General features: G+C 48.3%; 21 protein-coding genes. 11 read left to right on the top strand and 10 right to left on the bottom strand.

The genetic code is table 11. The annotated features are described in order from the left end of the window. Positions 1-66: 66 nt before the first annotated feature. Positions 67-2,355 (top strand): lipopolysaccharide kinase InaA family protein, encoded by a 2,289-nt coding sequence (locus NO559_RS14835; RefSeq protein ID WP_258332657.1) that lies wholly within the window; start codon positions 67-69, stop codon positions 2,353-2,355. 7 nt (positions 2,356-2,362) lie between these two features. Here the strand turns inward: NO559_RS14835 and arfB are convergent, their stop codons facing one another. The 4 genes from arfB to NO559_RS14855 form a co-directional block, all read right to left on the bottom strand. After that, on the bottom strand, positions 2,363-2,776 hold the full coding sequence (gene arfB, locus NO559_RS14840) for an alternative ribosome rescue aminoacyl-tRNA hydrolase ArfB (protein ID WP_258332658.1): 414 nt from the start codon (positions 2,774-2,776) through the stop codon (positions 2,363-2,365). A gap of 29 nt (positions 2,777-2,805) precedes the next feature. Next, complete coding sequence (locus tag NO559_RS14845) at positions 2,806-2,988, bottom strand: hypothetical protein (protein ID WP_258332659.1); 183 nt, start codon at positions 2,986-2,988, stop codon at positions 2,806-2,808. Positions 2,989-3,211: 223 nt separating this feature from the next. Further along, positions 3,212-3,679 (bottom strand): hypothetical protein, encoded by a 468-nt coding sequence (locus NO559_RS14850; protein ID WP_258332660.1) that lies wholly within the window; start codon positions 3,677-3,679, stop codon positions 3,212-3,214. Continuing rightward, positions 3,651-5,459, bottom strand: coding sequence for an ABC transporter ATP-binding protein/permease (locus NO559_RS14855; RefSeq protein WP_258332661.1), 1,809 nt, complete (start codon positions 5,457-5,459; stop codon positions 3,651-3,653). Before NO559_RS14855 ends, NO559_RS14850 begins: the two co-directional genes overlap by 29 nt. Before the next feature lie 173 nt (positions 5,460-5,632). Between NO559_RS14855 and NO559_RS14860 the strand changes: the two genes are divergently transcribed. The 3 genes from NO559_RS14860 (at position 5,633) to rdgC (ending at position 7,945) form a co-directional block, all read left to right on the top strand. Further along, entirely contained in the window at positions 5,633-6,253 is a 621-nt protein-coding gene (locus NO559_RS14860; protein WP_258332662.1) for an FKBP-type peptidyl-prolyl cis-trans isomerase, read from the top strand. Positions 6,254-6,335: 82 nt separating this feature from the next. Then, a complete protein-coding gene (locus NO559_RS14865) occupies positions 6,336-6,992 on the top strand; it encodes a glutathione S-transferase (RefSeq protein ID WP_258332663.1) in 657 nt (218 codons plus the stop codon). Positions 6,993-7,024: 32 nt separating this feature from the next. Then, the gene (rdgC, locus tag NO559_RS14870; protein WP_258332664.1) at positions 7,025-7,945 is read left to right on the top strand and encodes a recombination-associated protein RdgC; all 921 of its coding nucleotides are present in this window, start codon (positions 7,025-7,027) and stop codon (positions 7,943-7,945) included. A gap of 22 nt (positions 7,946-7,967) precedes the next feature. Here rdgC and NO559_RS14875 read toward each other — a convergent pair whose 3' ends face one another. Beyond that, complete coding sequence (locus NO559_RS14875; protein ID WP_258332665.1) at positions 7,968-8,939, bottom strand: sensor domain-containing diguanylate cyclase; 972 nt, start codon at positions 8,937-8,939, stop codon at positions 7,968-7,970. Positions 8,940-9,085: 146 nt separating this feature from the next. Further along, complete coding sequence (locus tag NO559_RS14880; RefSeq protein ID WP_258332666.1) at positions 9,086-9,445, bottom strand: PleD family two-component system response regulator; 360 nt, start codon at positions 9,443-9,445, stop codon at positions 9,086-9,088. 181 nt (positions 9,446-9,626) lie between these two features. Between NO559_RS14880 and NO559_RS14885 the strand changes: the two genes are divergently transcribed. Both NO559_RS14885 and NO559_RS14890 read left to right on the top strand, forming a co-directional pair. After that, a complete protein-coding gene (locus NO559_RS14885; protein ID WP_258332667.1) occupies positions 9,627-10,967 on the top strand; it encodes an MATE family efflux transporter in 1,341 nt (446 codons plus the stop codon). A 26-nt stretch (positions 10,968-10,993) separates the two neighbouring features. Continuing rightward, on the top strand, positions 10,994-11,314 hold the full coding sequence (locus NO559_RS14890; RefSeq protein WP_258332668.1) for a DUF3301 domain-containing protein: 321 nt from the start codon (positions 10,994-10,996) through the stop codon (positions 11,312-11,314). 234 nt (positions 11,315-11,548) lie between these two features. On the opposite strand, the gene NO559_RS14895 is transcribed toward NO559_RS14890, so the two are convergent. Beyond that, entirely contained in the window at positions 11,549-12,358 is an 810-nt protein-coding gene (locus NO559_RS14895; RefSeq protein ID WP_258332669.1) for a helix-turn-helix transcriptional regulator, read from the bottom strand. Between the two features lie 170 nt (positions 12,359-12,528). Here NO559_RS14895 and NO559_RS14900 point away from each other — a divergent pair, with 170 nt between their 5' ends. The 3 genes from NO559_RS14900 (at position 12,529) to NO559_RS14910 (ending at position 17,423) form a co-directional block, all read left to right on the top strand. Then, a complete protein-coding gene (locus NO559_RS14900; RefSeq protein ID WP_258332670.1) occupies positions 12,529-14,856 on the top strand; it encodes a TonB-dependent receptor in 2,328 nt (775 codons plus the stop codon). Between the two features lie 117 nt (positions 14,857-14,973). Then, complete coding sequence (locus NO559_RS14905; RefSeq protein WP_258332671.1) at positions 14,974-16,326, top strand: Na+/H+ antiporter NhaC family protein; 1,353 nt, start codon at positions 14,974-14,976, stop codon at positions 16,324-16,326. Positions 16,327-16,382: 56 nt separating this feature from the next. Further along, entirely contained in the window at positions 16,383-17,423 is a 1,041-nt protein-coding gene (locus NO559_RS14910) for a histone deacetylase family protein (protein ID WP_258332672.1), read from the top strand. A gap of 36 nt (positions 17,424-17,459) precedes the next feature. Here NO559_RS14910 and NO559_RS14915 read toward each other — a convergent pair whose 3' ends face one another. Genes NO559_RS14915 through purM form a run of 3 tightly spaced genes read right to left on the bottom strand, consistent with a single transcriptional unit; the run spans position 17,460 to position 19,913 of the window. Next, on the bottom strand, positions 17,460-18,197 hold the full coding sequence (locus NO559_RS14915) for a DUF3108 domain-containing protein (RefSeq protein ID WP_258332673.1): 738 nt from the start codon (positions 18,195-18,197) through the stop codon (positions 17,460-17,462). Next, on the bottom strand, positions 18,184-18,849 hold the full coding sequence (purN, locus tag NO559_RS14920; protein ID WP_258332674.1) for a phosphoribosylglycinamide formyltransferase: 666 nt from the start codon (positions 18,847-18,849) through the stop codon (positions 18,184-18,186). The genes NO559_RS14915 and purN overlap by 14 nt, the downstream gene beginning before the upstream one ends. 8 nt (positions 18,850-18,857) lie before the next feature. Next, complete coding sequence (gene purM / locus NO559_RS14925; protein ID WP_258332675.1) at positions 18,858-19,913, bottom strand: phosphoribosylformylglycinamidine cyclo-ligase; 1,056 nt, start codon at positions 19,911-19,913, stop codon at positions 18,858-18,860. A 237-nt stretch (positions 19,914-20,150) separates the two neighbouring features. On the opposite strand from purM, the gene NO559_RS14930 reads away from it, so the two are divergent. Together NO559_RS14930 and NO559_RS14935 are read left to right on the top strand one after the other, a co-directional pair. Continuing rightward, positions 20,151-21,254: a DUF2066 domain-containing protein gene (locus tag NO559_RS14930; RefSeq protein WP_258332676.1), complete on the top strand. Its 1,104-nt coding sequence runs from the start codon at positions 20,151-20,153 to the stop codon at positions 21,252-21,254. Between the two features lie 32 nt (positions 21,255-21,286). After that, positions 21,287-22,348, top strand: a complete 1,062-nt coding sequence (locus tag NO559_RS14935; protein WP_258332677.1) for an AI-2E family transporter — start codon at positions 21,287-21,289, stop codon at positions 22,346-22,348. Positions 22,349-22,363 lie beyond the last annotated feature (15 nt).

Raw genomic sequence — 22,363 nt, forward strand, 5'->3', positions numbered from 1 at the left:
TTTATGGCCGCTTAGCGGCATGCGCGATACAATGGCGGCTATATAACATTATAACGAGTGTGAATTTTGAGCAAAACGGTAGTCGACAATAAGGCAGCAAACACGGTGGCAGCCGCCACCATCGCAAGCAAAATAGTGCCGTGGAAAATCTGGGCCAGAGCGGGCTTAGATGTACTAAGCTGTCTAGCCGAAATCCCCTCTTGGTTGCGTTTGTCTCACGAAATTCACCATCGCAACCGCATAGGCAGTGACTTTGTGGGGGTTAATATCGCCACCTCTAGTGATCCCGCCTGTGATGATAAAGTACTGGATTATTTACAAGATTTATCCATACGCCAAGTGCGTATGGACTACAGCTACTGCTCGCAGCAGGGTGATGCTCAGCGTTTATTAAACCGCGTCTTGGCTGAAGGCTTGGAGGTGATGCTGGATTTATTTCCGCCCAAAGAAGAGGCCGCAGCCCTGCGCGATGATGAGCAGGCACAGCAGCGCTGGCGCGAATTTTTACAGCAGGTGTTTACTGACTACGCCGGGCAGGTCAGTATTTTTGAAATAGGCAGCACACCTAACCGCGGCAAGTGGTCGGGCTTTGACGGCATTAGTTATTTACACGCTTGGCAAATTGCCACCGAGGTGGCGCAGGGCTTTAACCTTACTTTGGCAGGCCCCAATATTTCAGATTTTGAGCCGCTGTATAACTTCGCCTATTTAAAAGCCATGAAGCGGGTAGACTCAGTGCCCGTGATACACAGCGATAACTTATTTGTTGAACGGGTAGTACAGCCCGAGGCTTACGACCACCGCGTGGCGGGCAATTGGGCCACCCGTAAGCTCAACCTTAATCTGATTAAAAAAGCGCGTATTATCGCCGAGATAGGCCACCAAGAAGGTTGTGAGAAAACTTATTGCACCTATAAGTGCTGGACCAGAAAACGCCTTAGCCGTTGGACCCTAGACCCCGAACAAAAAAATGCCGATTACTTAGTGCGCTATTTGATTATTGCTGCCGCCAGTGGCGCTTTGGATAGGGTGTATTGGGGGCCATTAATTTGCAATCGCGATGGCTTAGTTGACTGTGGCGATAGCAGCTATCCCTATGTAGACAATGTTAGTTTTTATAAAGAGGTACGCGGGCAAGTCGCAGACTTTAAACCCACTAAAGCCTATACCGCCTTTAAGTATGTATCGACTTTATTGCGTCATATTACCTGTGTGCAAGGTGTGAGCGCCGATAACGGCATTAATCATTTTATTTTTGAAACTGAGCAGGGTGGCGAAGTGCATGCGCTGTGGTGTTTGGATCGTAGTGCCCTAGCGTTGACTGATATATACAGCAAAGCCCAGTTACAGAGTGCTAGTTTTAGAACCGTTTACGGAACCGCGCCCGTACAACCGCCGCATATGGCTACAGAGCAGCCGCTACTAATAGAGTGGCCACAACAGCAAAGCCTGCGACCCAGCACCGACGATATACGTACTTTAGATGACACCCTAAGTAGCACGGTGGTCTATCATGCCCACCCCGGTTTACAGTCGGTGTCGGTGAATACGCCGCAGTGGCTGGGGGTGGTAGCGGTAGCTGATGGCCAAGACGCTGAGGCTACGGTGGAGGCTTATATGCCTGCGTCAATGTTAGCAAAACCGGAAATTTCAGTATTGCGCGACACCCGCAATCGCCTGTGGAATATACAGCTAGATGAGCAGGCTGAAGAAATACAAACGGTTAAATTAAATCGCGCTAAAGGTATTAAAAAATTCACCTACCGCTTTATGCCCAGTAAGGGGAAAAGGCATTGGAATAATGCTACCGAAATGCTGCGCAGAGGTATTAATACGCCGCAGCCTCTGGCTTTTTTTGAGCGTCATAGTAACGCGGGCATAGAAGATAACTACTATGTGTGCCGTTTTGTCCCTAATGCTTTTTCAGCGCGCGATGTGTTTCATGCCTTTAATAGCGGTGAACAAAGTTATAAGGGCTTGGATAAAGAGGCTTTTTATACTGAGATAGCGGGCTTTGTGGCTAAAATGCATAGCTGCAATATTATTCATAGAGATTTATCATCGGGTAATTTGATGATGACTAAAGATGAGCAGGGCTTAATATTTTACGCGATAGATATAGGCAGGGCAGTCATAGATAAAAGCAAAGTGATAACTAATATGCAGCGTGGGATAGATTTAAAGCGCATTTGCTATAAATTAAACTGGGTCGATCGCGAGTTTTTTATAACGGCTTATCAGCGCCACGCCGGTAAAGAAATAAAATATTGGAAGTCTATGCTGTGGTCTTATGATGCTAAGCAAGGCTTTAAGAAAACACTTAAAGCGAAATTAAAACGCAAAAAACGAGTTTAAGGCTTAGTTAAAGCTCAACCTTACCCCTAAGCACCTTCTTTTTGCCATGTTTGTTTTTACTATCCATGCGCTTACTTTGCGAACTTTTGCTGGGCTTAGTGGCCCGGCGTACTTTTTGCCTTACCCCTGCTTGTTGAATTAAGGCTTGCAGGCGGTTGAGGGCATCCTCACGGTTTTTTTCCTGGCTGCGAAAACGCTGGGCTTTGATAATAATCACGCCATCTTTGCTAATACGTTTATCATTTAGCGCCAGCAATTGCTCTACATAATAGGCGGGCAGGCAGCCGCAGTGTATGTTAAAGCGCAAGTGTATAGCGGTAGAGACTTTATTAACATTTTGGCCGCCCGCGCCTTGGGCGCGTATGGCACTTAGCTCTATAAACTCTAAGGGTATGGTTACAGCGTTGGATATGGTCAGCATGGCTTTACTTGTGCTCAGCCTGTTGCGGATTAAGCGTTGCTGTGCAGTTTGATGTAAGTTTTTAATTGTTCAGCAACGGCGGGTTGTTGGCTATCTATAGCCAGTTGTACATGTTCCCAACCTATGGGGGCGTTGTTACCTTCCACCAGCCATTCAACGTCGTCTATTAAACCTGCCTCTATAGAGGTCTTTAATTGTTCTGCGCGTGTCATCGTGATTACGTCGTTTCTTGTAGGAGCTAAGCATGCTGTTAGTGGCAGCTTAGAGCTGCTTAGTCAGGCTTAGTTCAGTTGTTATTGTTATTGATTATGGTCTTGCGTTGTTACGTCTTGATGACGCTAGTGCCTCTACGGGCGGCAAGGGGGGCGATTGTACGCACTTTGCTTTAAATTGAAACGGTAATATTCACAATATGAAAAATAATTCTAATAGCGCTTATTCCCATTCCCAGCGCAAAGGTTCGCCAAAATCGTCATAAATCATTTTTTTGCGGGGGCGGCGGTTGGTTTTGGGTTTGGCGCTGCTGCTTTTGGCTTTTTTGCGCTCTTCCAGGGCTGCCACCACTTCCGGCACATAGGTGCGTTCGGCTTTAGGTTCTTGGAAGGGGGCGTTGTCAGGTTTAAGAGGGCCATAGCTGGAAGGGCGGCCACTGATGCCAGAGGCTATCTCAGCCACTTCTCCGCCTTCGCGTAAAAAGTTACTGATCTGCTTTTCCATTTCACTGCGTATATGGGCTTTGCTAACGGGCTTTTTCACTACGGTTGCCAGAGTTGTTTGCGGGCCAGCCACACAGTGTAATAGCTGGCTGAGGCAAGGTACAGTGCTATCAGCGCAGAAACCAGCCAAGCTGGGCTGGAATATTGTTGGCAGTGGCTTATAGGCTGGGCTCTGGGCTGTTTTCACGTTGCTGCACAGCCCACAGGGCGGCGTAGTGGCCCTGCAGCTTAAGCAATTGCTGATGCTGGCCCTGCTCGACAATTTTGCCCTGTTCTAACACGATAATGCGGTCAGCATCGACAATAGTGGAAAGCCTATGGGCTATCACCAAACTGCTGTGGCCTTGGGCGGCGGCCTGCAAGGCTTTTAATATGGCCTGTTCGGAGTGGCTGTCCAGTGACGAGGTGGCCTCGTCAAAGGCCATAATAGGCGGGTTTTTTAACAGGGTGCGAGCTATGGCCACGCGCTGTTTTTCGCCGCCGGAGAGCTTGAGGCCGCGCTCGCCCACCTGTGTGTCGTAGCCCTGCGGTAGGCTGGCGATAAAGGGAGCGAGGTGGGCCAATTGGCAGGCCTGCTCAATTTGCTCATGGCTGGCTCTGGGTAGGCCATAGCGTATGTTTTCATAGAGGCTATCGTTAAATAACACGGTGTCCTGCGGCACTATGCCTATGGCTTGGCGCAGGGATTGCTGGCTGACCTGGCTGATATCCTGCCCATCTATGCTTATGCTGCCACTGGTGAGGTCGTAAAAGCGAAACAGCAGCTTCACCAACGTGGACTTACCGGCACCGCTGGCGCCCACTACCGCCACCTTCTCGCCGGGTTGTATTTCAAAGCTTATGCCCTGCAATATGGGGCGGTCGGGGTTATAGCTAAAATACACGTCTTGGAAGCGTATATGGCCTTGGCTGACCACCAGCTCAGTAGCCTGCTCGGCGTCTTGTACCTGTGCTTGCTGGCCTAAGAGGGCGAACATTTGCTCTATGTTGGTCATAGAGCTTTTGATCTCTCTGTAAACAAAACCCAGGAAGTTAAGCGGTAAAAACAGCTGCATCATAAAGGCATTAACTAGGGTGAAATCCCCCAGGCTCATTTTGCCCTCAGTCACCTGTTGGGCTGCCAGCCCTATCATCAGGGTTTGCGCCACCGCTATGATTAGGGCCTGGCCACCATTGAGGGTAAATAGTGATAGCCGATTTTTGCGCCTAGCCGACTCCCACTCGGCCAGCGCGTTGTCATAGCGCTGGGCCTCGTAGTCTTCATTATTAAAGTATTTAACCGTTTCATAGTTGAGTAGGCTGTCCACTGCCCGGGTAGTGCTGGCGGAATCGGCCTGATTGGCCTCGCGCACAAACTGGGTGCGCCATTCGGTGGCGACTATGGTGTAAACAATATACAGGCTGACGGCGGCGATAATAATCAGCGAAAAGCCTATGCCGTAATTGACCAGCAGCAGGCCGGCTATCATTAAAATCTCTACCAGAGTGGGGAAGATATTAAATACAAAAAAGCGCATTAAAAAGCTAATGCCGGTGGTGCCGCGCTCTATATCCCGTGATAGGCCGCCGGTGCGGCGGTTGAGGTGAAAATCTAAATCCAATTGGTGTAGATGCTGAAAAACTCGCAAGCCTATGCGGCGCATAGCGCGCTCGGTAACGCGGCCAAAAATCGTATCGCGCAGCTCGCTAAACAGCACATTGGAGAATTTGGCGAGACCAAAGGCCAGTACCAAGGCCAAGGGCAGGGCGATGAGCTGGGCATCGCTGCCGCGTTGCACATCTAAAGTGTCTACCAAATCTTTGAGTATAAAGGGGCCGTAAACATTAGCGCCCTTGGCCGCCAGCAGGCAGCCTATGGCCAGTGCAATACGGCCCTTATAAGCAGCCAAATAGGGCCAGATAGTCAGTAATATCTGCCAGTTAAAACCTTTGAATTCTGCCTGTGGGCTAGTTTCTAAATGTCGCATAGGGGCCTGTTGCTGGTTGGATAGCTGGCTGCTTGGTAGCCAAAACTCGGCTAGTTTAGCGTTAAACCGTAGCTTTGTATTGGCACAGCAACAGCCCTGCTATTGCAGGCGGCAGTGGCGCTAAGTTTATGATAAGCTGTGCGGCCTTTTTAATGACAGATTGAGTAAATTTTATGTCTGATACCTATACCAGCGTTGAACAGCGCGCCAGCTACGGCGTAGGCCGTCAAATGGGCGACCAGCTTGCCTCTAACCCTTTTGATGGCGTTGATGCCGACGCGGTTGCCGCTGGTCTTATCGATGCTCTAGCTGGCAAGCCTAGCGTTGTTTCGCAAGAAGACTTGAGCGCGGCTTTCCAAGAAATTACCCAGCGTATGCAAGCTAAAGAAGCTGAAAAAGCTAAAGAGTTTACCGCTGAAGGCGAAGCCTATTTAGCCGAAAATGCCAAGCGTGATGGCGTAACGGTGACTGAGTCTGGTTTACAGTATGAAGTATTAGTAGAAGGTACTGGCGACAAGCCTAGCGCCAGTTCTACTGTGCGCACTCACTACCACGGTACTTTAATTAACGGTCAGGTGTTTGATAGCTCGGTTGAGCGTGGCGAGCCTGCTGAGTTCCCCGTTAACGGCGTAATTGCTGGCTGGACTGAAGCCCTACAATTAATGCCTGTGGGTTCTAAGTGGAAGTTATCACTACCTTACAACCTTGCCTACGGCGAGCGTGGTGCCGGTGGCGCGATAGGTCCTTACGCTACCCTAGTTTTTGAAGTTGAGTTGCTAGATATCGTTGCTTAATTACGGTAGCTAGTAGTAAGTCCCTAGTCTCTAGTTTATAGAGCTAGCGACTAGAGACTTTTGACTACTTACTATTTTTTCTATGCCTGTTTTATATTCCTTTCGTCGTTGCCCCTATGCTATGCGCGCGCGTTTAGCCTTGCTTGCCGCGCAGCAAACGGTAGAGCTGCGGGAAGTGGTATTGCGGGATAAACCTGCGCAATTGCTAGCCTGCTCCCCCAAAGCCACTGTGCCGGTGTTGCAGTTAGCTGATGGCCAGGTGATAGACGAAAGCCTGGAGATAATGCTTTGGGCATTAGCGGCCCACGACCCCGCTGGTTTATGGGCGACTAAGCGCAGTGAACAGATCGAATGGATTACTCGCAACGATGGTTTTTTTAAAGCTGCATTGGACAGGTATAAATACCCTAACCGCTATGCGCAGGATTTCTCCCAACTGAGCTTGTTGCAAATAGAGCAGCAGCACAAACAACAGGCGGAAATTTTTATAAATGAGTTAGAGCAGCGCTTGCAGGCCAGCGCTTATTTATTTGGGCCCAGTATTAGCATGGCTGATATAGCGATCCTGCCTTTTGTGCGGCAATTCGCTTTTGTTGATAAGGCGGGTTTCGATCTAGCGCCTTACAGCAACGTGCAACATTGGTTGCAGCAATTTTTACAATCAGAATTATTTGCCGCTGTGATGTTTAAATATCCACAGTGGCAGCCAGGTGATGAGCCAATTATTTTTGCTCCCTAATAACAACACTTTTAGATAAGAAAGAAGTCGCTATGTGGTTTAAAAATTTATTAGTTTACCGTTTTACCAAGCCTTTTACCGAAACAATAGAAAGCTTGGAAGTTGCCTTAGCAGAAAAAGCTTTTAACCCCTGTGGCAGCCAAGAGCTTAGCAGCTATGGTTGGGCAGCACCTTTAGGCAAGCATGGGGACCTTTTTACCCACACCGCCAATGGTTTTATTATGTTGTGCGCGCAACGGCAGGATAAGGTTTTGCCCGCAGGCGTTATTAACGAAGCGCTGGCTGAAAAAATAGAGCAAATACAAGCGCGCGACGGCCGCTCGGTGGGGCGCAAAGAGCGGGTAGATTTAAAAGATGAGGTGATGTTTGAGTTGCTGCCCAAGGCGTTTACCCGCTCATCAAGGCAGTATGCCTATATAGATCCACGCGAAGGTTTACTCATTATTAATACCGGTGCCGTGAAACGCGCAGAAGAGTTTATGAGTTATTTGCGTGAAACCATAGGCTCTTTACCGGTTATTGCTGCCACCGCTAAAAACTTACCGCAACATGCCATGACCCAGTGGGTATTAGAAAATACCCCGCCCGCTAAATTTGAGTTGGGTGGTGAGTGCGAGCTGCGTGATAAGGCAGATGAAAGCAGTGTAATACGTTGTAAAAATCAGGACTTGGGCTCTAAAGAAATTAATAATCATTTGGCTGCTGGCATGTGCGTCAATAAATTAGCCATGAGCTGGCAGGGCGGCATCGATTTTATCGTCGATGACCAGCTGGCAATTAAGCGCATTAGCTTTGGCGATCTGATTCAAGAGCAGGCTGAAAAGCAGGATGCCGATGATGCCGCCGCTCAGTTTGATGTGGACTTTAGTATTATGACTTTAGAGTTCGCCAAGTTTATTAAAGATCTCTACGGCGCTTTTGGTGGCGAAGATTTATCAGAGCTGGATGATTAGCCGCTAGGCTAAGGCCGTCATACTAAGTGTCGCTTTTGACTTGATTTCTACCCGCCAGCTTTGCTTTATATAGGGCTTTGTCGGCACGGGCTATCAGTTGGTCGATATTTTGATCGCTGTGGTTGGCCTGTGCTACGCCGCAGCTGGCGGTAATATGGATAGCCTGGTTTTTGACTTCCACATCAATTTCGCTAATTTTTTGCAGTAATCGTTGAGCCTGTTGGTTGGCGGCGTTTAATTGGCTGTCGCTAAGGCAAATTAAAAATTCCTCTCCCCCTAAGCGTCCGACAAAGTCGGTTTGCCTTTGGTTGCTTAGAAGTTGTCTGGCAATTAATTGTAAAACCAAATCGCCTATGCCGTGGCCGTGGTTATCATTCACCTGCTTGAAATGGTCTACATCCAAATAAATCAGTGACAGCGGGGCTTGGTAACGCTGGTAGCGATCGAATTCATGTTGCAGGCGCTGTAGCAGACGGCTGCGGGAATAAACCTGGGTGAGATTGTCGTAATCGGCTAGTACACGTAGCTGCTCCTGCGACGTGACTTGTTTCAGTAAGGCCTCAATAACGGCGGCAAACTCGTCTATCAGGCTGGTTTGTTGTTGGTTAAATTTTCCGGCAACTGTATTGAGTGCGCAAAAGGTGCCAAAGGGGCTGCCGTCAGGCCAGTTTATGGGTACGCCATAATAGGCAATCATGCCCAATTTAAAATCTGGCGTGTCATGCCATTGTGGATCGTCAAAAGCGTTATCTATGTGCAGGGCCTGCTGCTGGCTAATTACGGTTTCGCAATAAACCCCAGAGCCTAAAGGCACATTATCGCTGCTGTGAAAGGGGCTGTCTGCCGAGTCTGAGGCAGTGATGACTTCCATGTTGTCGCTATTTTGCCGCATGATCAGGGTAGAGGGCACTTCACAAACCTTGCCGACCAAGTTGGCTATCGCTTGGCAGGCCTGCATTACGTCGGGATAACTGCGTATATCAGGATTGCTCATAATCTTGCTGACTGCTTAAACATGTACTGCTTATTGTTAAGCATAGAGCGAAAATGGCTGTTTTGCTGAAAATAATCATAGCGCCGAAAGTCCTGGCCCAATAAAAAAGGGCCTATATAGAGGCCCTTTAAGACTAGCGGTGGTGCTTACAGTAAGGCGGCTATTTCACTGAGCAGCTCTTTATCTTTAACAGGCTTTACCATATAGCTCTTGGCACCCTGGCGCAGGCCCCACTGGCGATCTGTTTCCTGGTCTTTGCTGGACACTAAAATAATGGGTATATGGGCTGTGGCGCTGGCCTTGCTGATTTGGCGAGTGGCTTGAAAGCCATTTAAGCCAGGCATGACTACATCCATTAATATTAGGTCGGGCTTTTCGCTGCTGGCCATCTTTACGCCGCTTTCGCCATTGTTGGCGCTGATTACTGAGTGACCGTTTTTTTCTAATATGCTGGACAGCTCTTTTTGATCTATAGGGGAGTCATCTACGATTAATATATTTGCCATATTGTTACCTTGTACGCCATCTGCCTATACGGCGGCTGGTTTTATTATTATTGCTGTTGGTTGCGGGCTGATTGTCAACCTAAGGCTAAGCTGGCTCAGCTCTGGGCGCCAACCTCTGTTAGTATAGACATCTTGCACATTAAGAAAACCCCCTCACTTAGTATATTTAATTGAACCCTGAATGAAACAAGCTGTATTTACCCAAGGCTCTACCCTTAAACATATACTCATAATGACCGGCGCTAACACCGTGGGCTTGATTACCCTGTTTACTGTGGACCTGATTGATATTTATTTTTTAAGCCTGTTAGGGCAAGAGAAAATGGCGGCTGCAGTAGGGTTTGCCAGTGCCTTATTGTTTTTTATGACCTCGCTAAGCATAGGCCTACAAATTGCTATGGGGGCTTTGGTGGCTAGGGCCGAGGGCCGCAATGATAGAGCTTTGGCGGGGCGTTACTGCAGCAATGTGATGTTATTTAGCGCATTGATTGCCGCGGCGCTGTGCTTTCCCGTATGGTTATTTGCCGAGCAGTTATTGCGATTTTTGGGGGCGCAGGGCCATACCCTGGCCTTGGCGCTGTCCTATTGTAATATTTTGCTGCCAGCCACGCCGCTGTTGGCTGTGGGTATGTGCGCCGCTGCCTCACTGCGGGCGCTAGGTGATGCCCGCAGAGCAATGTATGCCACCATGGGCGGGGCGCTGATTAATGCGGTGTTAGACCCTATCTTTATTTTTGCCTGTGGCTGGGGCATAGAAGGGGCCGCCATGGCCTCTTTCGCCGCCCGTATAGGGGTGTTCACCCTGGCGGTGATGGCCATAGTTAAGGTGCATAAATTACCCAGCAAAACCAATAAGGCCTTTTTTAAAGCCGACCTTGCTGCCATTGGGGCTATTGCCGGCCCCGCAGTATTAACCAATGTCGCCACCCCTATAGGCAGTAGTTATGTGCTAAAAATGATGGCGGAATTTGGCGATAGCGCGGTGGCAGGCGCCGCGATTATAGGCCGCATTGCCCCGGTAGCCTTTGTGGCTTTGTTTGCCTTGTCGGGCGCCATAGGGCCTATCATAGGGCAAAATGCCGGGGCTGGGCGTTATGATAGGGTTAGGCAGGTGGTATGGAATGCCATGCTCAGTAACCTGGTGTATGTGCTACTGATTTGGGGACTGTTATTTTTACTCAGTGATAGTCTGGTAGTATTTTTTAGGGTAGATGGAGACGCCGCCGCCCTAATTGGTTTTTACAATTATTATTTAGCGGGCGGCTTTGTGTTTGGTGGCATGCTGTTTATCGCCAATGCCAGTTTTAATAATCTGCACCGAGCCTATTTTGCCACTTTGCTGAATTTTGGCAGAGCCCTATTAGGCACGGTGCCGTTAGTATATTTATTGTCGCAATGGTTTGGCGCTAAAGGCGTGATCGCGGGTGAAGTGGGCGGCGCCGCGGTATTTGGTGTATTAGGTTTTAGTTTAGTGTTATGGCACATCAGCCGTTTAGAAAAAGCTGAGCAAGCCTCAATATAAAAACAGGGTATAACAGAGGTGGCAGAGTGTATTTTAGTTTAGGTGATTTACTGTTACTGGCAGCGTTTATTACTTTGCTGGTGTACTGGTGGCGGGCCCAGGGTGTTAAACAGCAGGCGTTTGCCGCCGTTAAAAAACACTGTAAAGAAATGGATGTGCAGCTTTTGGATGAAGGCGTGGCCTTGCGCGGTTTTTGGTGCAAGCGCGATGAGCAGGGGCGTTTAAAATTATGGCGCTCTTTTGTGTTTGAATTTAGCTCTACCGGTAATGAGCGCTATCAGGGCCGAGTCATCATGCTGGGTCAGGAGATAGAAAAAATAGAATTGCAGCCCCACCGTTTAAACTGAAGCGAAGTTGATTTGCATCAAGGCTGCTTGAGTGCATAAGGCCTACTCTATAACTGTTGAAAATCAGTAGTTTTAGTAGAGAGGAACAAGGCGATGTATGTGGATGATGCGGTAGTAGGCGGTGTAATTATTGTGGTTTTATGCTGTGTAATGTTGGGCTATGTGATTCGTTACGCCTACCAGCACATTAAAGAAGACGGTAATAACGCTTCTTAGCCAACGGTTTCATAGTGCTCACTTATCCAAGCTGCTGGCAAGATAGTCAATAAAGCGGCTAAATAATTGAGCGTGGGATGATACTCCCAGTTTGTTGTTAATATGTTTGCGATGTACTTTTACAGTTTCAAAGCTAATACATAAATTTTGGGCTATAGATTTATTAGAATGGCCCTTTAATACTTCACGAACAATTTCCTGTTCTCGGCTGGTTAATAATTCTGCCCCAAATTGGTGGAAAGCAGTGGCTATGTTTTTGGCCCCATTTTCGTCGCTGGCTTTATTTTGCAAAGCTATTTGCCAGTGCCTGCGGCATATGGCTAGTAAAGTTGGCGCTGCATAGTGTAAGCGCTGTTGCTCGCGTTTGCTCATTCTGCCTAGGCTGCTAAAGCGGTGGCCTATGGAATGAGCTATATAAAAATCCGGTTTTAATTTTAGTAAAACTACGCTCTCGTCTCGCAGCCCTATATTTTTATAATAACGTTTAAAATATTCACTTTGTTTAAAATGATCGGGGGCTAAATCTTTTAGATGATAAACCCCCGAAGGTGCGTCGTTAAAGCAAAACTGCGCGATGGGATCCAGTAAGTATGCACCTTCAGAATAGCTGGGAAAAGTGGGCTTAGCCCATTGCTCAGGCAAGTTGTGATATAAAACGACCGGCCTTTCCTGTGAACATAGTGTGTAGGCAGCTATATGATTGTATTGGGTGATGCTGCAAATTGCCGCCGATAATTGCAGTACAAAATCATCGCAGCCTATCTTATCTACCAGCATGGCCAGTTGTTGATGCCATTGCTCTGAGTTCAGTGTCAGTGTGCCGCTCAAGTTTGCCTCACTTATTATTGTGTTGTTCGCTAACAAATACCCCCCCGACGTTATATTCAAGCTAGCCTAGCTGTGGTCTCCTATGTGTGCCGGAAGTCTTGGGCTTCTATCTAGACATGATAGCCGTATTTAATGCAAATACGGTAGCACAATAATAATGGGGAGCATCTATGTACCAGCACAACAAACCAGCCTTAAAGGCTATAGCTGCAGCGATAGTGAGCAGCGTCGCGTTACAGGCCGGGGCCTACCAGCTTGAAGAAGTTATGGTAACCGCGCAAAAACGCCAGCAAAGCGCACAGGACGTTAGCATCGCGATTACCGCCTTTGGCAGTGAGTCGATTAAAGATTTGGGTATGGAGCAACCCATAGATGTGGCAGCGCAAACGCCAGGGTTATTTATTAAAAATGGTATAGGTGTGGCTAACCCCTACATCAGCATACGCAACGTGGGGCAGTCATTATTTGTGACTAATGCTGCACAACCTGTGGGTATGTACATGAATGAGGTCAATCTGGCTTATACCAGTTTGATGTCACTGCCTATGTACGACATAGAGCGCATAGAAGTGTTAAAAGGCCCGCAAGGCACTCTGTTTGGCCGCAACAGTACTGCCGGGGCGATGAGCTTATTCTCTGCCAAGCCCAGCATGGAGACCGGTGGTGAATTTACCCTGCAGCTAGGCAATAAAAATTTAGTGGAAACAGACGGCTTTATTAATGGCCCACTGGGCGAGACGGTAGCAGGGCGTCTTGCCTTCACTACTAAAAACCGTGATGGTTTTTATAAAAATAAAGCCACGGGTAATGAGTTAGGCGAAGCAGAAATGTGGGCAGCTAGAGGTAGCTTACTGTGGGATACCAGCTCAGCGGTTACCACACAGTTAGTGTTGGAGGCGGTCAAGGATCGCAGTGGTAACACACCTTGGGCGAGCTTTGGTATCGCCGATGTTTCAGACCCACAAACTAATGCCGGTGTTGATTGGGCTGATGCCAATGCCTTTGGCCGTGATGAGGCCTATGGTGCAGGTAACTCAACAGGTTTTGCTGGCAGTAATGCCTGCTCCGAAGACATGACCCGCAAACAAATACAGGCTCTTAACGAGCAGGGGCGCTGTGTTACCAGTACCGGCCACACAGGTGATGGTGATTTGTATGAAGGTGAGTATAGTTTAGAGCCGGTTTACCACCACGACCTATACAGCGCGATGTTAAATGTTAACTACGAAGCCGACACAGTTACCTTAACCTCGGTGACGGGTTACTTGTATTCTGATCGTATCCTGCAAGAAGAGTTTGATGGCACTATCGCCATTAGTGCCGACCAAACGTATACCTCTGTTACCGATGTTTTTTCGCAGGAGCTGCGTCTATCGGGTGATAGTGATAATTATAACTGGGTGGCCGGTATTTATTACGGTGCTGATAAAGTTGATACCAAAGATACTTATGAATATACCGATACTTGGTTTCACAGCAAGTTAGTGGATTTTGTGCAAGAAACAACTACTCATGCAGTATTCGGCCACAGTGAATGGCATTTGGATGAGAGCTGGTCATTGATTGCTGATGCCCGTTATACCGCTGAAGAAATTACCTTTGATGGCGGCACTTTTATCATTGACGTAACCGATGCCGACTTTGATGATTTATTATTTGGCGTGCCCTTAGAAAGTCGTCAGCTATCAACGGCTACCGATAAAGAAACCACCGCTAATGAAATTACTTGGAAGCTGGGGGTAGATTACAAGCCAAATGATGATTGGTTGATCTACGGTTTTGTCAGCCGCGGCTTTAAAAGTGGCGGTTACAATGGTACCTGGACTTCTTCTAATGCCGAGCTGGCCCCCTATGATATAGAAACACTTATTGATTATGAGCTGGGCTTTAAAGGCACCTTAATGGATAACACCCTGCAATTAAACGGTGGTGTATTCTATTACGACTATCAAGATTTGCAGGCCTTTGTGTTAGATGCTAGTGGTGTTTTCAACGTTAGTAATATTCCCGAAACCGATATCTATGGTGCTGAGTTAGAGTTGTGGTGGCGTCCATTAGATGGCTTAGATTTACGTGCTGGGGCATCTTATACCGATGCTGAAATTAAAAAAGTTACCGCCGACCAAGTGGCCAACGGCATCGTGGTAGGAAATACCACAGCCAATGCTGCCGAGTGGATGTTTAACGGTTTAGTGCGATACGAGTGGTCGCCTAGCGAAGGCTATATCACTGCCTTGCAAACCGACTTTAATTATCAAGATGACACTTACTTTACCGTACAAAACACCGCAGCAGCCAGCCAAGACGGTTTTTGGTTAGCTAATGCCAGAGCCAGCTTAAGCCCCGTAGCAGGCAATTGGGAAGTGGCCTTGTGGGTTAAAAACTTGGCTGATAAAGAGTATGTCACTGAGATGTTCCCCGATACTTTGGAGTCGCTGGTTGCGTATAACCCCAGTACACCAAGAACCTACGGTGCGTCATTCACCTACAAGTGGTAGAGCCCGCGTTAGCGCTACACTGTGTTACGGTAAGACCCTAAGTGTGCTGGCATTTCGCCACACACTTAGCTTTAAACCGTTGTGATTTTTATTTGCTAACCGTGAGTTGAGCTACTGATGCTAGAGCCAGGAATAAGCAGTTTATTACCTACCTTAGTGGTGCTTATTAGCGCCGTGCTATTAAAGCGTGCCTTAGAGGCGCTGATTATCGGTGCTTTGGTGGGATTTATAATGCTGCAAGAACATTTGTTTATGGCGGGTTTTTTAAACGCTGTATTGCAGTCTATGAATAATGAAACTGTTAGCTGGATAGTATTAACGGTGGCGATGTTTGGCAGCATTATTACCCTGTTAGTTAAGTCGGGAAGTGCCAACGCCTTTGCGAGCTCTTTGACTCGCTATATTAAAACCGGGCCGCAGGCCTTGTTGGCGACTTGGGGCTTGGGTTTATTAATTTTTCTCGATGATTATCTCAACGCCTTGGCGGTGGGGTCGGCGATGAAAAAAGTCACTGATAAGCTAAAAGTTTCCCGCGAGATGCTGGCCTATGTGGTGGACACTACCGCCGCTCCAGTGTGTATTTTATTACCTTTTTCTACTTGGGCAATTTATGTTTCGGGCTTGCTAGAGTCTAATAATGTCGCGGCTGTAGGGCAGGGTATACACGCCTATATTGGCGCCATACCCTATATGTTATACGCTTGGGTGGCGTTGTTGATGCCGCCTTTATTGGCCACCGGTAAGCTGCCCTTACTGGGAGGGATGCGTAAAGCACAGGCGCGTGCGCAAGCCGGTCAGTCTAAGCCGTCCGGTTTTATTGACGCGCAAGATGAGCATGCTGAAGGTGGGGCAGCTAAAGGCCGCTTTATGCATTTTGTTGTTCCCATGTTGGCTTTAATCGGTTTTACCTGGCTGTTTGATATCGATATTTTAAAAGGGGCTTTTGCCACTCTGGTATTGATTATTGCCATGTATAGCTTGCAAGGTTTAATGAAACTACATGAGATTTTTGACCACTGCATGACGGGGGTTAAATCCATGGTTGAGGTGATTGCCATTTTAATCATGTCTTTCGTCTTAAAAGACGTAAACGATCAGCTGCAACTTACACCTTATGTGATCGATATAGCCACCTCATGGGTTAACCCTCTGCTATTGCCCCTGATTACTTTTTTGGCGCTGGCCATAGTGGCTTTTGCGACGGGAACTTTTTGGGGCCTGTATGCAGTGGCTTTGCCGGTGGTGATTCCCTTGGCTAATACCATGGGGGTGGACGTGTATTTAATGATAGGTGCGGTGATTTCGGCGGGAGCATTTGGCAGTCATGCTTGTTTCTATAGCGATTCAACTATTTTATCGGCGCAGGGCAGTGGTTGCCCGCCTATGAATCACGCCTTAACCCAGCTGCCTTATGCCCTAATGGCCGCCAGTATTACGGCAGTGGGTTTTTTATTATTGGCTTGGCTATAAATTGTTAATGGCTAAGTAAAAAATTGTTTGAGCGGTAAGTTAAACCAGAGGTATTTATGAAAATTGTTTATTCGGATGATCAGCGCTTACATGCCTTGCGCTATGAAATGTCGGGCGGTGAGCCTACCCCTTGTTTTGAAAAGCCTTCGCGTGCCGATATGGTGTTAGAGCAGGTAATTAAGAGAAACTTGGGTGAGGTGTTAGAGCCTAAAGAGTATTCTATAGAGCATGTCACCAAAGTGCATGACTCAGGCTATATTGCATTTTTAGAAAACTGCTGGCCCGCCTGGGAGGCCGAGTTTGGTGCCGCCAATGATGCCACCCCCGAAGCTTTTCCTATGCATGATTTCCGTCATAAAGTGCCGGCGCATATTAAAGGCCAGTTGGGTTACTACTCTTTTGATTTGGCGGTAGGCCTGTCAGCAGGTTCTTGGCAAGCGATTAAAAGCTCTGCCAATGTGGCGCTTAGTGGCGCTGATATTATTGCCAGTGGCGAGCGCACGGCTTTTTCTTTATGCCGTCCTCCTGGCCATCATGCCTCGGCTGAGCAAATGGGTGGTTACTGCTATGTAAATAATGTGGCGGTAGCGGCGCAACACTTACGCGATAAAGGGTATAAAAAAGTAGCGATACTGGATGTGGATTATCATCACGGTAATGGTACCCAAAGTATTTTCTACAATAGGGATGACGTATTTGTGGCCTCTATACATGGCGACCCCGATTATGAATATCCTTATTTTAGTGGTTACGGCGATGAAACGGGTGAGGGAGCTGGACTGGGTTGTAATTTAAATATACCGCTGACTTTGCACACTACCGATTGGGTTGTGTATAAAGAAGCGCTACAGCGCTGTATAGCGGCGATTAAAGAGTTTGATTGCGATGTGCTGTTGATTTCTTTAGGGCTGGATACTTTTGAAAACGATCCTATCTCATCGTTTAAATTAAAGTCGGAAAATTTTACCGAAATGGGTAAGTTAATAGAATCTATGCAATTGTCTACCTTGTTTGTGTTTGAGGGCGGCTATGCGGTGGAGGATTTGGGGGTTAACACCGCCAATGTGCTATTAGGTTTTCAGGAGAGTATGGCCTAACTAGGGCTTAATAATAGCCCTTTGGCAGTAGTGCTATTAGCTAGCGCTAATAGGTTTGCCATCGATAATGGCATTTTGTAACTCTATGCTGCTATCACTACTGCCCTTTTTAAAACGCTGTAAGCGCAAAATAAAGTACTGCCAGTCTTTGGCCAGCCATATCAAGGTGTATTTTTCTTTGCCGGGCCGGTATTGTTTCAGTTTAACTGCCGTAAAGCTGCCAGCGCCCACCTTAATAGTCTCTTCGCCTACTAGCTCTACTTGGTATTGTTTTAAATCGTCACCATCAACCAGTTGATAGCGCTTTTGTTTAAAACCTTGGGGATTGTTGATTAAGTCTAAGCGCAGCTGCATTTGAAAACTGAGTTGATCGTAGCTGGGCTGGGTGAGCGCTAGTGTTTTTTTGTTTCGCTCGCGTTCTTGCACGGTGTTGGCTGCGGGGTCGAATAAGAGTGAGGAATTTTTTTTGCGGCTTAGAGGGTTGTCGTAGTGATAGCTCAGTGGCTGTAGCTGCTTATCTGCAAGAGTAAAAACGCTGCTTTCTGTAATGTGGCTAAACAATACCTGGGTAATATTACTTAGCTGCCACTGGCCGTTATCTTGCTGCCTTAGGCTGCGCTCAAGTTTGAGCTTAAAGCCTTTGCTGTGGGCGAGGTAGTTGGCTTGGTAGGGGCTAATAGTGTTGGCAGCAGCGGGTAGGCTGACAACAACAGCGAGCAGCGCGATTAGCAGGGCGCGCTGCGCTGAAATAAAAAACGGTTTAGGGGTAGGCATGGCCACTGGCACTCAAAGCTGTTTGGTCCAGCATAGCGCAGTTATTGGCAAGTTTTAAGCGGCCTTCTAAAAACCACTGGGCGGCCAGTGGGTAAATTTTGTGTTCGTGAGCTAGGATGCGCTTGGCCAGGCTGCTGGCGTCATCTTGCGGGGTGATGGCTATACGGGCCTGTACGATGGCGGGGCCGCCATCTAACTCTTCGGTAACAAAGTGTACCGTGGCACCGGCTTCGGCATCACCGGCATCTATGGCGCGTTGATGGGTGTTAAGGCCGGGGTACTTGGGTAGTAGTGAAGGGTGTATGTTAAGCAGGCGGCCTAAATAATGCTGCACAAAGCCCGGCGTTAAAATACGCATGAAACCGGCCAGTATGACTAAGTCGGGCTGGTAGTGATCTATGCGTTGGATTAGCTCGGCATCAAAGCTCTCGCGGCCATCAAATTGGGTGTGATCCAAAAGTATCGCGGGTATGCCTGCTTTGGCGGCGCGCTCTAAACCTAGGGCATTGGGGCGATTACAAATCACCGCCTCTATGCTGGCATTGAGTTGGCCATTTTGGGTCGCATCAATAAAGGACTGCAGGTTAGAGCCGCTGCCAGAAATCAAAATCACTAGCTTGCGGCGCTGGCCTTGAGTGTGGCTATTGCTCATGTTGTTGCTTACAGGCCTTGTAGTTCTACCTGTTCTTCATCGCTGTCAGCTTGGGCGACGTGGCCGATAATCCAAGCGTCTTCGCCTAACTCTTGCAGGTAGTTTAAGGCCATTTGCGCATCAGCATTGTCTACGCTAATCACCATGCCCACACCGCAGTTAAAGGTGCGGTACATTTCTACGGAGTCTACATTGCCATTGCGTTGTAACCAGTTAAATACCTCTGGCTGCTGCCAGCTTTGGGTGTCGATTACAGCTTTACAGTCGGCAGGTAATACCCGGGGGATGTTCTCTAGTAAGCCGCCACCGGTAATATGCGACAGCGCATGTACCGAGCACTTTTTCATTAGCGCTAAAATAGACTTAACATAAATGCGGGTAGGGGCCATTAGGGCCTTGCCTAGGGATTGGTCACCTAAGGGGGTGTCGAGGTCGGCATCGCTAACCTCAATAATTTTGCGGATTAAAGAGTAGCCATTGGAGTGGGCGCCGGATGAGGCTAGGCCTATTAGGGTGTCGCCTGATTTAACGGCGCTGCCATCAATTAATTTGGATTTTTCGGCTACACCTACGCAAAAGCCCGCCAGGTCGTAGTCTTCACCTTCGTACATGCCGGGCATTTCGGCGGTTTCACCGCCCACTAGCGAGCAGCCCGATAACTCACAGCCCTTGCCTATGCCTTCTACTACGGCAGCGGCGGTGTCTACATTAAGCTTGCCGGTGGCGTAGTAATCTAAAAAGAATAGCGGCTCAGCGCCAGCTACGATTAAGTCGTTTACACACATGGCTACCAAGTCTATGCCTATGGTGTCGTGTATACCCAGGTCCATCGCCAGGCGCAGTTTGGTGCCCACGCCATCGGTGCCTGAAACCAGTACCGGCTCTTTATAGCCTGTAGGTAACTCACATAAAGCGCCAAAACCACCTAGGCCTGCCATTACTTCGGGGCGACGGGTGCGTTTAGCCACATGCTTGATACGGTCTATCAAAGCGTTGCCTGCGTCTATATCGACACCAGCATCTTTGTAGCTAAGAGAAGGTTTTGAGGATTTTTGATCAGTCATGTAGATAGGCTCGCAGCGAGTTTTTTGGGCGGCGCTATTCTAGCGGATGTTGCCTTCAGTCTCTAGTAAATTACCCCGATATTGGCCCGATTAGTCAGGGGGCGGGCCTATATTTGCTTTCTGTGAGCTTGAGCCTGTGAATTCGCTAATGAAATAATGATACTCTTGTTACAATAACTGCTTATAAATTAAGTTGTTAGCGTAAATGGGCAGCACCATAGCCACAGGTTTTAAGTAATGATGACAAAAATACACGGTAATACTCGGTTTTATACCGCCTGCATAGCGGCCATCATGTTATGCCTGAGTCTATCCACAGCCCATGCCGCCGAGGTGGCGCAGGGCTTGTATAAGGTGGAGCTGGCAGTGGATACACAGTCACGCCGCGACCGCCTGCGCGCTGCTAGCGAGGGGCTAAAAACCGTATTGGTGCGCATATCGGGCCACCACAGTGTGCTGGAAAACGATCAGCTTAGGGCCAAGGTGCGTCAGGCCGAGCGTTATCTCAAACGCTTTAGTTATGCTCGCCAGCCCGTGGCCGACAGCGATCAAGAGCAGTTAATGATAAAAATGGATTTTGAACCCAGCCTAATAGAAGACCTGTTGCGCAGTGAGAGCCTACCTATATGGTCGGAGAACCGCCCCACGGTATTGCTGTGGGCAGTGGTTGACGGCCTAGAGGGCAAGCGCTTTATCGGTGCTGGCGATGAGCGCATAGTCAGCGCCATACAGCAGCAGGCAGCGCGCCGTGGCCTGGTGGTTAAGCTGCCCACTCTGGATTTAGAGGACACTATCGCCATCTCCCCCGAGGATCTATGGCAAATGAATTTGTGGACCGCCCAGCGAGCCGCCGCCCGCTACAAGGCCGATAGCCTATTAATAGGCCGCATGACCGAGCTAAGCAACGGCGAGTGGCTGGGCAACTGGCTGTTTAGCAATCAGGGTGAGCGCAGCGAGATAGAGGGCCAAGCCCCACAACTGAGTGAGTATATAGGTGCTGCCATTGATGTGGCGGCTGATCAACTGGCCAGTAAATACGCCATAGTGCCGGTAAAAATGTCAGAGGACGGGGTGGTTATTAGGCTTACCGGCATTAAAGACTTTCGCGCCTATGCCCGCGCCGTCGCCTATTTGCAACAGCTCTCGGCAGTGCGTTATGCCAACCCCATTTATGTAGAAAACCAACAGCTATTTATACACCTGATTGCCGATGGCCAATTAGAGCAATTAGAGCAAACCTTGGCTTTAGGCAAAAAGTTAGAAAAAATCGCGCCACTGGACAGCCTGCAAGCAGGCAATTATCCCTTAACGCAATTGAACTACCACTGGCCAGCGCAGTAATAGGCTAAGTACTCACAAAACAAGGATTGAATATGAGCGACCTACAGCGTTTGATGTTAGCCGCAGCGGTATTGCTGGTAGCCGTACTGGTGTATTTACTGCACCCTATCTTAACGCCCTTTTTAGTGGGGGCATTATTGGCCTATATGGGCGACCCCTTAGCTGATAGGTTAGAGCGGCTGCATTTGAATCGTACCGTGGCGGTGTGTGTAGTCTTTGCGGTGTTTTCTATAGTGGTCGCGACCGTGTTATTAATCACCCTGCCCATGATAGGCCGGCAGTTAGATATTTTAATTACCCGCATACCCGAGTGGCTGCATGGCCTACAAGAGTTGTTACTGCCCTTTTTGCAGCGCACGTTCAACTTGCCCGCAGGCGGTTGGGGGTTTGAAGAGTTGCGCGAAAACATAGGCGGTGATTTAAAAGGCGCGGGCAATATAGTTGCTGTGATATGGCAGCGGGTGGCAGGTTCTAGCGTGGTGATTATCGCCATGGTGGCTAATATATTATTAATCCCGGTGGTGACTTTTTATTTGCTGCGCGATTGGGATTTGCTGATTGCAAAACTACGCGAGTCCCTACCCAGAACTTGGGAAACTAAAGTGGTAGACGTTAGCTCGGAATGCCACGAGATTTTAGGCGCGTTTGTACGTGGCCAATTAATGGTGATGTTAGCGCTGAGTATAATTTACAGTATAGGTTTAGGCATAGTTGGCTTAGACTTAGCGTTATTGTTAGGGCTGTTGGCGGGTTTAGCTTCTATAGTGCCTTACTTAGGCTTTATTGTGGGTATAGTCGCGGCCAGCGTGGCAGCCTATTTTCAGTTTAATGAATGGTTGCCCTTACTGTGGGTGGCGCTGGTATTTGGCGTAGGGCAGGTGTTAGAGAGCGTATTGCTTACCCCTTTACTCGTTGGCGATCGTATAGGCCTGCATCCAGTAGCGGTTATATTTGCAGTCATGGCCGGTGGCCAGTTAGCAGGTTTTGTAGGCGTGCTATTGGCCTTGCCGGTGGCCGCAGTGATTATGGTTTGGTTAAGGCACTTACACGCTCACTATAAAAGTAGCGAGCTTTACGATGTGGCTAAGCCATAACGGTTTTTTCTTTAA

The sequence above is a fragment of the Dasania sp. GY-MA-18 genome (assembly GCF_024734385.1).
GTDB classification, from domain to species: domain Bacteria; phylum Pseudomonadota; class Gammaproteobacteria; order Pseudomonadales; family Dasaniaceae; genus Dasania; species Dasania phycosphaerae.